At 64.0% G+C, this 13,422-nt stretch carries 14 protein-coding genes; 1 reads left to right on the plus strand and 13 read right to left on the minus strand.

The features are described 5' to 3' along the window. Nucleotides 1-18: 18 nt before the first annotated feature. The 5 genes from QM707_RS12420 to QM707_RS12440 all read right to left on the minus strand — a co-directional run bounded on the left by QM707_RS12420 (nt 19) and on the right by QM707_RS12440 (nt 2,779). Nucleotides 19-486 carry a hypothetical protein gene (locus QM707_RS12420; RefSeq protein ID WP_415002195.1) on the minus strand — a complete coding sequence of 156 codons (468 nt, stop codon included), beginning with the start codon at nt 484-486 and terminating at the stop codon, nt 19-21. Nucleotides 487-826: 340 nt separating this feature from the next. Further along, nucleotides 827-1,120 carry a hypothetical protein gene (locus QM707_RS12425; RefSeq protein ID WP_415002196.1) on the minus strand — a complete coding sequence of 98 codons (294 nt, stop codon included), beginning with the start codon at nt 1,118-1,120 and terminating at the stop codon, nt 827-829. A 97-nt stretch (nt 1,121-1,217) separates the two neighbouring features. Next, on the minus strand, nt 1,218-1,793 hold the full coding sequence (locus QM707_RS12430; protein ID WP_415002197.1) for a hypothetical protein: 576 nt from the start codon (nt 1,791-1,793) through the stop codon (nt 1,218-1,220). A gap of 72 nt (nt 1,794-1,865) precedes the next feature. Then, on the minus strand, nt 1,866-2,357 hold the full coding sequence (locus tag QM707_RS12435) for a DUF4262 domain-containing protein (protein ID WP_415002198.1): 492 nt from the start codon (nt 2,355-2,357) through the stop codon (nt 1,866-1,868). A gap of 89 nt (nt 2,358-2,446) precedes the next feature. Next, entirely contained in the window at nt 2,447-2,779 is a 333-nt protein-coding gene (locus QM707_RS12440; protein ID WP_415002199.1) for a hypothetical protein, read from the minus strand. An 831-nt stretch (nt 2,780-3,610) separates the two neighbouring features. Here QM707_RS12440 and QM707_RS12445 point away from each other — a divergent pair. Continuing rightward, entirely contained in the window at nt 3,611-4,078 is a 468-nt protein-coding gene (locus QM707_RS12445) for a DUF1203 domain-containing protein (protein ID WP_415002200.1), read from the plus strand. A gap of 130 nt (nt 4,079-4,208) precedes the next feature. Here the strand turns inward: QM707_RS12445 and QM707_RS12450 are convergent, their stop codons facing one another. The 8 genes from QM707_RS12450 to QM707_RS12485 all read right to left on the minus strand — a co-directional run bounded on the left by QM707_RS12450 (nt 4,209) and on the right by QM707_RS12485 (nt 13,418). Then, on the minus strand, nt 4,209-5,408 hold the full coding sequence (locus tag QM707_RS12450; protein ID WP_415002201.1) for a magnesium transporter: 1,200 nt from the start codon (nt 5,406-5,408) through the stop codon (nt 4,209-4,211). Between the two features lie 148 nt (nt 5,409-5,556). Continuing rightward, nucleotides 5,557-7,866 (minus strand): TonB-dependent receptor, encoded by a 2,310-nt coding sequence (locus tag QM707_RS12455; protein WP_415002202.1) that lies wholly within the window; start codon nt 7,864-7,866, stop codon nt 5,557-5,559. Between the two features lie 61 nt (nt 7,867-7,927). After that, nucleotides 7,928-8,311, minus strand: coding sequence for a DUF2946 family protein (locus QM707_RS12460; RefSeq protein WP_415002203.1), 384 nt, complete (start codon nt 8,309-8,311; stop codon nt 7,928-7,930). A gap of 50 nt (nt 8,312-8,361) precedes the next feature. Then, a complete protein-coding gene (locus QM707_RS12465; RefSeq protein WP_415002204.1) occupies nt 8,362-9,315 on the minus strand; it encodes a phosphatidate cytidylyltransferase in 954 nt (317 codons plus the stop codon). Continuing rightward, nucleotides 9,312-9,941, minus strand: coding sequence for a lysophospholipid acyltransferase family protein (locus QM707_RS12470; RefSeq protein WP_415002205.1), 630 nt, complete (start codon nt 9,939-9,941; stop codon nt 9,312-9,314). Before QM707_RS12470 ends, QM707_RS12465 begins: the two co-directional genes overlap by 4 nt. Before the next feature lie 3 nt (nt 9,942-9,944). Further along, nucleotides 9,945-10,391: a hypothetical protein gene (locus QM707_RS12475; RefSeq protein WP_415002206.1), complete on the minus strand. Its 447-nt coding sequence runs from the start codon at nt 10,389-10,391 to the stop codon at nt 9,945-9,947. After that, complete coding sequence (locus tag QM707_RS12480; protein ID WP_415002207.1) at nt 10,384-11,676, minus strand: phosphatase PAP2/dual specificity phosphatase family protein; 1,293 nt, start codon at nt 11,674-11,676, stop codon at nt 10,384-10,386. Before QM707_RS12480 ends, QM707_RS12475 begins: the two co-directional genes overlap by 8 nt. Beyond that, the gene (locus QM707_RS12485; RefSeq protein WP_415002208.1) at nt 11,673-13,418 is read right to left on the minus strand and encodes a bifunctional alpha/beta hydrolase/class I SAM-dependent methyltransferase; all 1,746 of its coding nucleotides are present in this window, start codon (nt 13,416-13,418) and stop codon (nt 11,673-11,675) included. Before QM707_RS12485 ends, QM707_RS12480 begins: the two co-directional genes overlap by 4 nt. Nucleotides 13,419-13,422: the final 4 nt, after the last annotated feature.

Here is a 13,422-nt window from a genome sequence, read left to right on the forward strand (position 1 = left end):
TGGTTGGCGGCGAGAGCGTCAGTTCCTGCTGCAGGAAACCTGCACCTCGGCCTGCTTGTCCTCGACTTCGATCGGAATCGTAACCAAGCTCCCCGGACCATGCGCAAGAATGCGCTTCTTGGACCAGGCCTTGCGCTGCATCTTCGCATCCAGAGCGGCCTGGCCCGCAGCTATGCTCAGCTTGGGATGGTCCGAGGACAGGAACTCGGCATACGTATAGCGAATCTCGATGATGTCGCCGTCCAGCGACCAGCCACCCATGAGCTTGATCTCGACGCGAATCTCGGTGCCGTCGGGAAACGTGTAGGTCGCATACCCCACTTCTTCGAAGGCGCCGCCGGGCGAATAAACCGGACGATCGACGGCCGAAATTTCCATGCCGTTGCCGTGCATCTGGTAGGGCCCGCAAACCCACGCGCCTTCGATGTCCGCTGCCTTTGGTGCAGCGCTGGCGCCCAGCGCCATCAGTAAGGAGAGCAATGCCATATAGCGCGTGCCAGGCCTAGGATTGAACCGAGCGGCCGAACTACCGGTGTCGCGCGGCCTGCCCTGCATACTAGCAGGGGCGTGGCGGACAAGGCCCGTGGTGTCAACGCGGCCGGTCCAATGAACTGTTAGACGCTAGGCTCGACTCTTGCCAGAACAATAGACGCGCCACGGCAAATGCGGTGCCGTGCGAACAGTTGGAGACTGGTAAGGATCTGCCCAGGACATGGATTGGTGCCTAACGCCTGAAACGAGCCGCGCCGAAGGCGTCGGCTTGAATGACTGGTTAGGCGACCGCCAGATAACCCGATCGTCGACGGGCGCCAAGAAAGCTAGTCATCTACATCGATGTCCCATTGCCCTTTATCCCCGCGCCCACGGTAACCGAGGAGCCAAGTAGCGTCACCCGAGCCTCTTCACCCTCCAGCTTCCTCAGGATGGCTGCGGCTACTCCGCAAACTAACGCGGAACCCATCGCGGCCCAATACACCCATGAGTAGCCAACGGTATCCGGAAAGCCGACGATTGCCACCATGCAGCAGACCAAGACAAGCCCGCTGATGCGGAAAACCGCAGTCCAGACTTTGCGCTCCAGCGGACGGAGCTGCGCCGAGTTGTGCGCTTCTGGCTTCATTGTCACTTTCGTCGCCTAACGATTGAATTGAGCGGCAGCCGGCCGCGAACGGCTGGATTGGGCAAGTCTACATCCGACTGTCCACTGCAATGAGCAGTTAGCCGCCATTTGCGGGAGTCGCGCTGGGTGGGGCCGGAATAGTCCTGCCGAGCTTGGCGTAAAGATGATTGTGCAAGAGCACAGGGATGCCGCGGCAAGCGATATCGAGATGCATGTCGGTGTAATTTCCAGACAGTGAACCCGTGGTTAGATGCGCGAGCCCCTTATTGGCCCATTCAAAAATTGCGACTAGGGCATCCTCCGCATCTGCTCTAGGCCCGGGATATGCGGCTAAAGCAGCACTAGGTGAAACGATACTCAGCGGGAACGCAGGTGTTGAGTATTGCTCAACAGCAATATCGTCCGGGCGTCGATTCGTGATTTGACCTAGTTTGCCTTTGACTACACAAAGACCGAGAAACTCAAGCAATGCTCTGGCGTGAATGATCCCCACCTCAAACATGGGATTAGCAATCATCGCCACATTTCCGCGTAGCTTGAGCTTGCCATCAACCACTAAGTCCACATGGCGTGGCAATTCTGACTCGCCCATCCATTCCCAAGCGAACTGCATCGTTTCGATCGCTTGAAGGCGGTATGGAATCCATTTTTCGAGCACATCATCAAGAGTCATGATGGCAGCTAACGCCTGAATTGGGCCGCGGACCAAAAACGTAGCGATTGGGGCGTCGGCTTGAATGAATTGTTAGGTGCCACCCGACGCGCCTGCAATGACCGGCTGGGTAGCCCTGAACTCCGATGTGGCGTCAGGATGCCACGGAAACAGGCCGGATCGCGAAGGCCACACAACCTGGTAAAGCGGAAAGCCGTTGCCTTGGTAGTACCAGCGGCAGTAGCCAACATTGTCACGGTACTCCGTGGCTGGAACTTGGACAAAGCAACAGAAATAGTTGTCTAGCAGTGCGTCGGAAGGCTGCGTGAGATCGAGTGGGACGCCGCTCTTTGCCGCATCAGCAGCAATGGCAAGAATCTGATGCGCGATCTCGGCTTTGAGGCCAAATATGATCAGCTCGGGGTGCCCATAGCTCTGAAATAGGCCGATGGTGAAGGAGTACGGGGGAAGCTTTCCGTCAGCCATGATGTTGACGCAGTGCCAGCCGAACGCAGCAATGTCATCAATGACCTTTTGTTCGCTTTCATCTTCGCCAACTGTGCGAACCATTTCAATGGCACCCAACGCCCGAATCTAGCCGACGCCGGCCGGCAGCGGTTGTATGCGCCGAGTCTACACCCGGCGGTCGGCTCGAATGAGTAGTTAGGCGGCAATCACGGTGGTCGAATGTGCTTGACCCACATGTCTGCGGTGAAGCCAAGCAAGAGGCCGATGATGCTAGCCCCAATAAACCCCTCGATCGATGTGGTGTGCATCGCCCCGATTGCCAGTGCAACTAGAACACCCAGCAGTGTTTGCCTGGAAAGCGACAACCACGGCCTCTTGCCGTCTGTGCCAAACGCGACGATGCCGCAGTAGCTCCCGAACAAGAAAACTGACAGAAGTACGCCAGTAGTGTCCCCGACAATTGGACCACGGCGTAGCACCGCGAAGATCACGAATATCGCACCGTAACAGAGAGCAGCAAAAACATCCCAGCGGGTCATTGACGCCTAACGCCTGAGTTAAGCCGCGCCGAAGGCGTCGGCTTGAATGATTAGTTAGGCCCCGAATCTGGCTGCCGGACCCTATCGTTGCTCGTCTCGGATACTAGCCCAACTCTCATCTGTCCAATAGAAGTCGGATTGTGCGAAGCACTGGCCCCCAGTCTCGTCTAGGAGTGTCCTCGCCTCCGCTGTGAAGTTGTGGCCCACCGCAACAACCGTGGCTCTCGACGCTGTCGCGCTTAGTGCTTTCGCGACGGAGTGGGAGTCCACGATCGTGTTGGAAGAACCGTGCGCGCTTGGGAAAACGAGCACCGTGTAGGTTTGGTCTTTGAGCGATACAGTATTGACGAGTGCTCGGAACTCGGCAGGCACTGCCGAGGACACGAGCTTTGCCGGAACCGCGTGCACGATATGAGGTTTGCGCGCCATCTGGCTGAAGGGGCCTAACTACTTATAGACCCCAAAGGCGGGGTGATAAACCGTATGGTCCTCGCCGCTCCTGCATCTCGTCAAGCCGGCTTCCTGCCTCGAATCAGCGGCCCGCAGCGCGCCGTCGCGCTTCCTCCCAGCGAAGGCCCGCGGTGTTATCGGACACATCTGGGGTACCAATCGTCGCGGAGGGAAAAACCGGGGCGATATTGGTCATGCGGCGGAAGGACAGAATCGCCGCGATTGGAAGCGGGCAACGCGAAGAGCAGGGCTGGAAGGCCGCGGTTCGTGCGCCGATGCCAGCGCGCCGATCGATCCGCCGCGTTCAGCGGCTGCGCACGATCCGGATAGCGGCACCGGTGCTCCACCCCGATCATGACCTCGTCTTCCGAGGAGTTCGCCATGTCCTTCCGCATCCAGGGCCTCGCGCCCGCCCCGTTCCAGCATCTCTACGACCTCGACGACGGGCGGCTCGCCGAACTCGGCGTGAAACGCATGACCGTCGACAGCCATCCGGGTTATCCCGACCGCATCGGTCTTTGCGACGTGCCCGTGGGCGAAACGGTGCTGCTGCTCAACCACGTGCACCAGCCGGCCGATACGCCGTATCGCGCCAGCCATGCGATCTTCGTGCGCGAAGGCGCGCGCGAAGCCGCGGTCGCGATCGATACGGTTCCCGATGCCCTGCGCCATCGCATCATCTCGCTGCGCGCCTTCGATGCGAACCACATGATGGTGGACGCCGACCTGGTCGAAGGCCGCGACCTCGGCGAGCGCATCGAGGGCTTCTTCGCCAATCCTGAAGTCAGCTATCTGCAGGCGCATTACGCCAAGCGAGGCTGCTACGCGGCGCGAGTCGAGCGGAACTGATGCGGTGACGGCCGGCGGAAAAAGAAAGCCCGCGGCGCCAATGCAGCCGCGGGCTTTCCGCTCCCTCCCCTACGATGGAGCGATGGCATCCTGACCCGACTCCGCAGCGGTCGCACGTTGCAGTGCAACATCACATCAGGAAGTAGGTCACCATCGCCAGGAAACTGCCCATGCTGACCACGTCGGTAATGGTGGTCAGGAAAATGCTGGATGCCGTCGCCGGATCGGCGCCGAGCTTCTTCAGTATCAGCGGGATCGCCGTACCGGACAGACCGGCGACGACGCAGCTGAACGCCATCGCGACCATCGTGATCAGGCCGAGAAAGAGCGGGCTTTCGCTGCCCGGTTCGCGGCTGGCGACGATGAAGATCGCAATGCCGGCCAGGGCGCCGGTGACGAGGCCGTTCATCAGGCCGAGCGTCGCTTCCTTCGCCATCAGGGCCATGATGCGGCCCGGCTTCAGTTCGCCCAGCGTCATGCCGCGCAACAGTACGGCCAGGGCCTGGCAACCCAGGTTGCCGGTCTGACCGCCGAGCACGGGCAGGAACATCGCCAACACGACGATCTTGTCGACCGTGTCCTGGAAGATGCCGACGACGGCGGCGGTAATGAACACCGTAACGAGATTGATCTGCAGCCACGGGTGGCGGAACTTGAACGCGCGCATCAGCGGCGTGGCCAGGCGTTCTTCCTTTTCCACACCGACCATGGCGCCGGCCTGCGCGGAAATTTCGAAGGCCTGTTGCTCGAACAGGATCTGGCCGCGCACCTGGCCGACCAGCGTGCCGTCTTCTTCGCAGACCGGATACACCGGGAAATGCCGCGTCACGACCTCGCGCATCGCATCGACCAGCGTCATGGTCGGGCGCAGGAAGAAGGGGTTGCGCAACATCACCGTGTCGAGCGGCTGGCTGCGTTCGGCGTACAGCAGCTCGCGGAAAGCGACGACGCCGATCAGGCGATTGGCCGAGTCGACGACGAACAGATAGGTGACCATGCGCTGACGCACCGTCTCGCGCAGGATGTCGATCGCGGTGGCGACGCTAGTGCCGCTGCGGAACACCGCCGGCGGGTCTTCGATCAGGCGGCCCACGCTGCCTTCGGGGAAACGCAGCGCATCGCTCCAGTCGGTACCCGGCGGCGCGGCTTCCATCACCCGCGCGCGCAGGTCTTCGTTCATCGCCGACAGGATGGTGTTCGCGCGCGCCGGCGGCAGCGCCGCCAATACCTCGGCGATCTTGGTCGGATTGGCCAGGTCCAGGCGTTCGATCGCCGTCTGGGTGTCGAGGCCCGCGACCTGTCGCAGCAGCGGATTCGGATCGGACGCCAAGGGACTCTCCGGGGGGCTGGGCGGCGGGCTGGGATTTAGGGTAGCCGAAAACCGCGAAAGCCGCGCTGCGCGGCTTTCACGAGGGGCCGTCCCTGGCCCATCATCGACAACGCTGCCCGCGACGGGAGCCGGCCATCGGACCCTCCCTCTAGTAGTCGTAGCGCAGTTCTGCCGCCCAGGTCCGCTGGTTGTAGGGATGGAAGTTCCAGTAGGTCCGATCGCCGAGATTGTCCACGCCCAGCGCCGCGCTCCAGTGCGCGTCATGCCGGTACTTCGCACGCAGGTCCAATACCAGGAAAGGGCTGGTGCCGGTGTAGGTCTCGGCATGGGTGTCGCTGTTGTCGAGCGTATTGAACTGCCGGCCGCTGTAGCGCGCGGCTGCGGTCAAGCTCCAGTGCTCATCGATGCGATGGGTGGCGACCAGGTTCGCGCGCCAGCGCGGCACACGCGGTTGCCAGCGCCCCTCGCTGGCGGGAAAGCCGGGATTCTCGCGGATGATCGAATCGGCGAAGGTCAGGCTGGCGTCCAGGTCCAGGTCTTGCCCGCCGACGTCGTACCAGTGCCCCGCCAGTTCCAGGCCCGTCGTACGGATGGCGCCGATGTTCTGGATGTTGGTGATGTTCGGCAAGACCGTCACGTTCGTCTGCGAATACAAGGCATCGCGTGTGCGCTCGTGAAAGATCGTCGCGCGCCAGTCGCTGTGTTCGCCACGGCGCAATAGCGACAGCTCCGAGGTGATGGAACGTTCGGGCTTCAGGTCCGGATCGTTGTTGACGATGGCATTCGTCGCGATCGAACCCTGGTAGAGCTCGCTGACGGTGGGGAAACGCACGGCTCGTCCGATCGATGCGCGCACCGACCAATCGGGCGCCAGCGAAAACGCGAATGCCGCCTTCGGCGAGAACGCGGTCTCGCTTCTCTCCGCGAAACCGAATTCGCTGGTCGCATTGGCGAGCAGCCCGTCGCGGGCTCGCCAGCGTTCGTGCCGCAAACCCAGCGTCAGGGTCCAGCGATCAGAGTCGCGCCAGGTGTCCTGCAAGAAGAGGCTGCGCAGTTCCGTCTCGCCGCCGAAGGCGGAGAAGCGTGCCGTCGCATCGCCCGCGATCCAGTCGGTGGTGTCGAACACGCGCGTGCGTAGTCGGTGGCGATCGTCCTGCAGTCCGAACTCGATCACGTGCGCGGCATTCGGGCGCCAGGTGAAGGCGAACGAGGCCGTGCGCCAGCCGGTGCCTTCGCTGTCCACGAGGCGCCCCGCTCCACCGGAATCGGCGATGGGTCGCGCGACGGTCGGCGAGCGCAGGACGTCCCGCACGTAGTCGTAACGGCTCAGGCCGATGGCGTAGTCCCATTCGCCGCCGCTGCTGCGTCTGAGCGACAAGCCCTGCATGCGATGTTCGAGGTCGGCGCGCTGCAGGGAAATCGCCGTTGCCGGAATCAGATAGCGTCGTCCATCGATCGATACGTTGCCGCTGTAGATGGGATGGCCGGTGGCATCGTGCAGCCAGGTTTCCGAATCGCGGAAGGCCTCGTTCTTCCAGAGACCCAGGACATAGCTCAGGCGAAGGTCCGGGCCGACGTCGTAGGCGAGCTTGAGCTTGGCATGGTCCTGCACGGTATTCGTCTGTCCCGTCGCCGCCAGCAGGAACCAGGGCTGGCGTCGCGGATTCTCGCCGGCGACCTCCCCTTGCACCGGCATGCCGCCGCCGCTCGTCCCGGCCGATTCGAGCAGGTTGGCGAACGCGATCGGATGCGCCTCGCTGTCCAGGCGCTGCAGCGACAGCCACATCGACAGCCCGTCGACGCGGTCGCCGAGGGACGCGCTGAACGCACGCGCGGCGAAGTGGCGATTCGTCCGATAGAGCTCGAAATCCTCGACGTAGTAACCGAGCTTGGCATGCGCCTCGAAACGCTGCGGCATGCGCGTGACGTAGTCGACCACGGCGCCGACGGAATTGCCGGGATACGCGGCCGAGAACGGGCCGTACAGCACGTCTACGCGCTCGATCTCCTCCGGCGACACCAGGCCCCAACGCGGCGTGAAGCTGGCGCCGTTGCCGAGCAGGTTCGACAGCGGGATGCCATCGGCGTAGACCAGCGATCGCGCGCTGTTGCCGGTGCCGGACGCGCGCGTGGCCAGCACCGCGTGGTCGTAGTCGCCGATGTAGCGCTTTCGCACCAGCAGGCTGGGGAAATATTTCAACGCATCTTCGGCATCGGTGGCGTTGACCCGCTCTTCGACCGCCTCGCCATCGATGCCTTCCATCGTGGTCGGTATCTGGGTCGGCAGCGACGTCGGTTGAGTGCCTACGACCTCGACGGTGCCGAAGTCCTTGGGTTTGCGCGGCGCTTCCGTGTCGGCAGCGATTTCGGACGCGGTGGCCGCGAAGGCGGCCATGGACAAAGCAATGGCGAGCGACAGCCGCGCACAGGGCGCGGCCGCATGGATGGGGCGGGACATGGGAACTCCGAAGGCACGAGGCGCGCGCCGCGAGCGGCGCGCAGATCAGGAGGGTCGTGTTTCAGAGCGCGAGTGGCGGGCCGCGGGAACCGAGGCCGCAGGGATGGCGGGAAACAGTGCGCTGTAATCGTGCGAATCGTTCGAGCAATTCGCGCGGCGCCGCCGGAAGCAGCAGGGCCAGCAACAGGGCGAAGACCGCCACGGCGTTGAGCAGTGGGCAGTAGGCGCAGTCCTCACCCATCTGTGCGGAATGCGATGGCGCCGCGTCGCCCTCGGGCAGCTGCACCCACTTCAGGCCGGTGACCGTGCACAGCTCGACCCAGGAGCCGCCGGTCGCCAAGCCGGCAGAAGCGAGCAGGCGGCTCGCTGTCGGCACGAAGGCCAGCAACAGCATCGCCAGCAAGGCGAGGTGGGTCAGGGATTGCTGGAAACGGAGACGGCGCACCCGTGCATTTTAGCTTGCGCAGCGGCGGGAGTCGCCCTGGGTCTGCCGCTTCAGGTCCAGAAGTAGCGCACCAGGTGGAAGAAGATCGGTGCCGAGAAGCACAAGGAGTCGAGCCGGTCCAGCATGCCGCCGTGGCCTTCGATCAGGTGGCCCCAATCCTTGATGCCCCGATCGCGCTTGATCGCCGACAGCACCAGGCCACCGAAGAAACCCATCACGCAGACGCAGAAGGACAGGCCGGCGGCTTCCCAGGCCGTGAATGGCGTCAAACCATGCAGGGCGGCGCCCAACGCGGTCGCACTGAGCACACCACCAATCAGGCCTTCCCAGGTCTTCGAAGGCGACAAGGTCGGCGAGAGCTTGTGCTTGCCGATCAGTTTCCCCCACACATACTGCAGTACATCACTGCCCTGCACGATCAGGATCAGGTAGGCGATCAGCAGCATGCTCTTGCCCTCGAACCCCGGGATGCGCAGGTTCAGCAGCGCCGGCAGATGCGACAGGCAGTACACCGCCACCATCACGCCCCATTGGATGGTGGCGGTGCGGGTGAGGAAGCGTTTCGGGTCGCCGCTGAGCGCGGCCAGGATGGGCAGCACGAGGAAGCCGTAAACGGGCAGCAGAATGGCGAACAGGCCGTACCAATCGATGTACAGCAGCCAGTACTGCACCGGCAGGCAGAGGAAGAAACTCGCCAGCAGGGCGCGATGGTCGCCGCGACGCGTATCGGTAATGGTCAGGAACTCGCGCAGGGCGAAGAAACTGAGCATGGCGAACAACACGATCACCGCGACGCGCCCGAGCCAGAAACTGACGCCCAGCACGCCGACCATCCACCACCAGGCGTTGACGCGGTCGATCAGGTTGTCGATCACGGCGTGCGGCCGTCCGCGCGCGATGAGCTGGCGCATGGCCAGGCCGATCGCGCTGGCCAGCAGCAGCGTGCAGACCACGCCGCCGAACAGCAGGTAGTAGGGGTTGTCGGTCGGCAACTGAAAGCTCATGGGTCTTCCTCGTCCGGCGCGAGATCCAGCAGGGCTTCGCGCGCCCTCGCCAGGAAGGCATCGCATTCCTCGCCTTCTTCCACATGCAAGGCGGCACCGAAGCGCACGGTGCATAGCAGGGGCACCGGAATCGCCTCGCCCTTGGGCAGGACACGGTTGAGATTGTCTATCCAGACCGGGATCAGATCGAGCGCGGGCCGGCGGCGGCCGACATGCCAGAGCCCGGGCTTGAAAGGAAGCAATCGTTGTTCACTGAGATTGCGCGTGCCTTCGGGAAACAGGATCAGCGAATCGTCGGCGTCGATCGCCTCGATCATCTGGTCGATCGGATTGCGCACGCGCGTTTCCTGGTTGCGATCGATCAACACCGCGCGGAATACGCGTTCGGCCATGTAACGGCGCAGCGGATCGCCCAACCAATAATCCAGGCCAGCGACGGGCCGCGTGCGGACACGCTCGCGCGGATCGAGCGAGGACCACAGCAGGACGAAATCGCCATGACTATTGTGATTGGCGAAGTAGGCGCGTTGTCGCCCGCGCGGTTGCGGTGCCGTCCAGATCGTGCGCGCACCGGTCAGCAGGCGTGTGAAGCCGACGATACCGGCGGCGACGATGCGTTCGAACATCCCCTAGAATCCTCTTGCGACCGATGCGGCCGCCGCGACCAGTATCGCCGTTGCCTGCAGCCCGCACCAGCCGCGATGACGCCGGGCCAGCGCGAATGCACCGGCGGCGCGATCGGCCAACGGTCGCACCGCCGGGAGTGAGCGCCCGGGAAATCGTCGTGCGAGTGCGGCATCGAACTCCTGCACCGCCGCGTCGATATCCGGCCGTGTTGACCACTGCTCGAAGATCCCGGCATCGAAACGGATGCGCAGGGAGTAATACGCGACCACGAGCGTCATCAGCAGTGCGACGACGGACAAGGCGCCGGGAAGACTGCGCAAGGGAACGACGAACAGCAGGCCGATGGCGATGATGACGCACGATCCCGCAACGACGTCCCCGCGCAGCGACTGGCGCAAGCGCGTCGCCGCCGCCTGCGCTTCGGTCTGCGGCGTTCGTTCCTCAGCCATGCACGGCCGCGGCAATGGCCTCGCGATGCGTCGGGGTCAATACGAGCCGAGGCTGCAAGGCGCGCAGACGTTGTTCCGCCTGCGCGAGATCCGACTCGCGACCCGTACGCAGCCACCAGGCGAGCACCGCGCTGGCGCTGCGGGAAAACCCGAGCGCGCAGGCCACGCGTACGTCACCCGTGCTGCGCGCCGCTTCGATGGCCGCGCACGCCTCGCGCAACTGGGCGGGCGACGGCGGTATCAGGTCGAGGCAGGGAATCGCGCGTACGGTGGCGCCGCTGCTATCGAGTTCGGCCGACAGATCCACCAACGATTCGCCGGCCGCCAGGCGCTCGCCGATGCGCGGCACGCGACCGAAACTGACGCCTTCGCCCAACGACACGGCAGCGACCGAACCGCGGGTCCACCACCCTTGGTTGACGCGCGCAGCAAGCAGATACGGCATCAGCAGTAATCTCGGCCCCAATGGAATGCGGCCCCGCGTCGTCTTCTGGAAAACGCGCGAATCCAGTCCCGCGTAAGCCAACGCAATCAGAAGCAGGCTTACTGCGGGCCATAGCGACCATAGCCAGGCACCACCCAGGTGCGCGAGTGCGACACAGGCCAGTGCACCGAGACCGTAGTACCCAGCCAGTCGCCAGTGCGTTGCGTCGCGATCTCGCCTCCAGCTTGTCAGCGGCGACGGGCCTTCGTTCGGCCAGCACCACAGGCAGAACGCGCCGAGCAGCACGCCAGTCGGGATGTCGATGAAATGATGCTGGTAGGTCGTCAGCACCGAGACGCCGATCAGCGCGAACCACAGATGCAGCACGGGTCGCATGGCGCGCGGCAGCTTCGGCGTGTACAGGCTCCACAGGATCACCAGCAGCGCGATGTGCAACGACGGCGCCTGGTTGAAGGGTTTGTCGAAGCTGGTCAAGGCATCGAACATCGCACCCGACCAGCCTTCGGTCTCCGGCCGCGTGAAAGCGAACTTCAGCGGAAAGAGAATGAAACACGAGACTGCGATGAATTGCGCGGTCAGCAATCGCCTGCCCTGCCGGTCGACGTCCGCGGCGCGCCGATGCACGAGCAACGACGCGGCGTAGAAGGCATTGATCGTCCAGTACGGCAGGATCGTCCAGGCCATGAACGGCACGCCGCGCTCCCAATCGAACACGATCGAGGGCACGCCGCTGCGCGAGGCCGCCAGGTGATTGGCAAAGCCGTAGCTCAGGTAGAACAAAGGACCGAGGAGCGCCAGCCAGGCGAGGCCGCGCCGCCACTGCCAGGCATCGTCGTTCATGCGATGCGCTGCGCCAGCGAGACGGTGAAGATGCCGAAGTCGTCGATACGCTGTTCGATCTTGCGGAAACCCGCGGCCTCGACCAGTTGATCCATCTCGCGTTGGCTGCGCCGGCGCATCACCCAGGCCGCGCCCTGGCGATGGCTGGTCAGGCCGCGCGCGATCAGCTCGAGCTGCGGGTGCCAGGGCTGTCCGGTGTAAACGAGATAGCCTCCGACCGGAATCGCATCGGCCAGACCGCCCAGCGAAGCTTCCAGCAAGGCGTTGTCGGGAAACAATTCGTACAGACCGGACACGATGCCCAGCGTCGGCGCCGGCTGCGCGCTGCCGACCTGCGCGCGATCGAAGGCATCGGCCTGCTCGAAGCGCGCGATCGCCTGCATGCCTTTCGCGGCGATCAGGGCCTGGCCCTGTTCGACATTGATCGGGCTGTAGTCGCGCAACAGCACGGCATCGGGCTTGCCGCCCTCGCGCTCGAAGAATTCGAGCGCATAGCGGCCGTGGCCCGCAGCGATGTCCATCACGCGCACCGGCAGGCCGGCAGCGCGCAGCCGTGCCATCGCCAGGCGCAGCAGTTCCTCGACATGCGTCTTGCGGATGCGGATGCCGCGCCAGCCGATCGAGCCCAGATAGACCTTGTCGATCAGCTTGCCGAAGGGATTACGGCTTTCGGCGCGATTCCGGTAAACGAAATCGAGCGTGCTGCCGGAGTCGTAGCCGGTGTCTTCGCCGAGCTTCAGACCGGCCGAGAACAACGCGCCGAATTTCAGCGAGCGTTTCGTATTCGCCCAGTACCAGGCCCGCGGCGACCACCACGGCAGCGGTGCGCCGAGCGCGTCGGATTCGATCTGGCTCGGGCTGGCTTCGTGCGCGCGGCGCTGGTCGGGAATGACCGGCGCGGCATCGAAACGCTGCAGGATGAAGCGCCGCACCTTCGCGACGGCGGTATGCCGGTCGCGCTCGCCCAGCGTGTCGTGGAAGAACCCCGGCAATACGTGCTTTTCCTTGATGCTGCTGCCGAGCCCGTCGAAGAACCGATGCTGTGGGCCATGATGCACGACCCAGTCGGCACCGGAGATCAGCAACTGGGTCGGCACATGCACGGCCTGCGCATCGGCGACGACGCGCTCTGCCGTTTCGTACAGGCCAAGCAGCACGCGCACCGAGATCGGGCGCGCGATCAGCGGATCGGACTCGTAGCTGGCGATGCGTTCCGGATCGTGCGTCAGGAACTTCGCCTTGACGTAGCTGTTGACGAAGAAATTCCCGAACAGCGCGCTCATCAGCTTCAGGCCGGGGCGCGCCAGCGGCACATAGAGCTTTACCTTGAAGGCCGGCGATGCCAACACGAGGGCGCGGATCTTCGGCGCGTAGTCGTGTACCCAGGTCGAAGCGACGACCGCACCGACGCTCTGCGCCACGACCGCCATGTCCCGCGGCGCGACGCCGTGCTGCGCTTCGATATGCGCCACGAAACATGCGAGGTCGCGCACCAGGGCGGAAAAACTCGGGCTGTCGCCGCGTACGCCAGGCGACTGGCCGTTGCCGCGCGCATCCCAGGCGAAGACGTCGAAATCGGGCAGGTCGAGCTCGTCGGCCAGGTGGGCGACGCGGCCGCCGTGCTCGTGGCCGCGATGCAGCAGCACGATGGCGCCTCGACGCGCGCCGGTCGCCGGCCAGTGCCGGTAGAACAACGAGGTGCCGTCATGGGTCGCGAAGGAATTTTCCGAAGGTGTTCGCATGGGT

Source organism: Arenimonas sp. (assembly GCF_047602345.1).
Classification (GTDB): Bacteria; Pseudomonadota; Gammaproteobacteria; order Xanthomonadales; family Xanthomonadaceae; genus Arenimonas.

Coding starts and splice junctions, on each gene's coding strand:
- QM707_RS12420 (WP_415002195.1), bottom strand. CDS start 486: ATGGCATTGCTCTCCTTACTGATGGCGCTGGGCGCCAGCGCTGCACCA.
- QM707_RS12425 (WP_415002196.1), bottom strand. CDS start 1,120: ATGAAGCCAGAAGCGCACAACTCGGCGCAGCTCCGTCCGCTGGAGCGC.
- QM707_RS12430 (WP_415002197.1), bottom strand. CDS start 1,793: ATGACTCTTGATGATGTGCTCGAAAAATGGATTCCATACCGCCTTCAA.
- QM707_RS12440 (WP_415002199.1), bottom strand. CDS start 2,779: ATGACCCGCTGGGATGTTTTTGCTGCTCTCTGTTACGGTGCGATATTC.
- QM707_RS12445 (WP_415002200.1), top strand. CDS start 3,611: ATGTCCTTCCGCATCCAGGGCCTCGCGCCCGCCCCGTTCCAGCATCTC.
- QM707_RS12455 (WP_415002202.1), bottom strand. CDS start 7,866: ATGTCCCGCCCCATCCATGCGGCCGCGCCCTGTGCGCGGCTGTCGCTC.
- QM707_RS12465 (WP_415002204.1), bottom strand. CDS start 9,315: ATGAGCTTTCAGTTGCCGACCGACAACCCCTACTACCTGCTGTTCGGC.
- QM707_RS12470 (WP_415002205.1), bottom strand. CDS start 9,941: ATGTTCGAACGCATCGTCGCCGCCGGTATCGTCGGCTTCACACGCCTG.
- QM707_RS12475 (WP_415002206.1), bottom strand. CDS start 10,391: ATGGCTGAGGAACGAACGCCGCAGACCGAAGCGCAGGCGGCGGCGACG.
- QM707_RS12480 (WP_415002207.1), bottom strand. CDS start 11,676: ATGAACGACGATGCCTGGCAGTGGCGGCGCGGCCTCGCCTGGCTGGCG.
- QM707_RS12485 (WP_415002208.1), bottom strand. CDS start 13,418: ATGCGAACACCTTCGGAAAATTCCTTCGCGACCCATGACGGCACCTCG.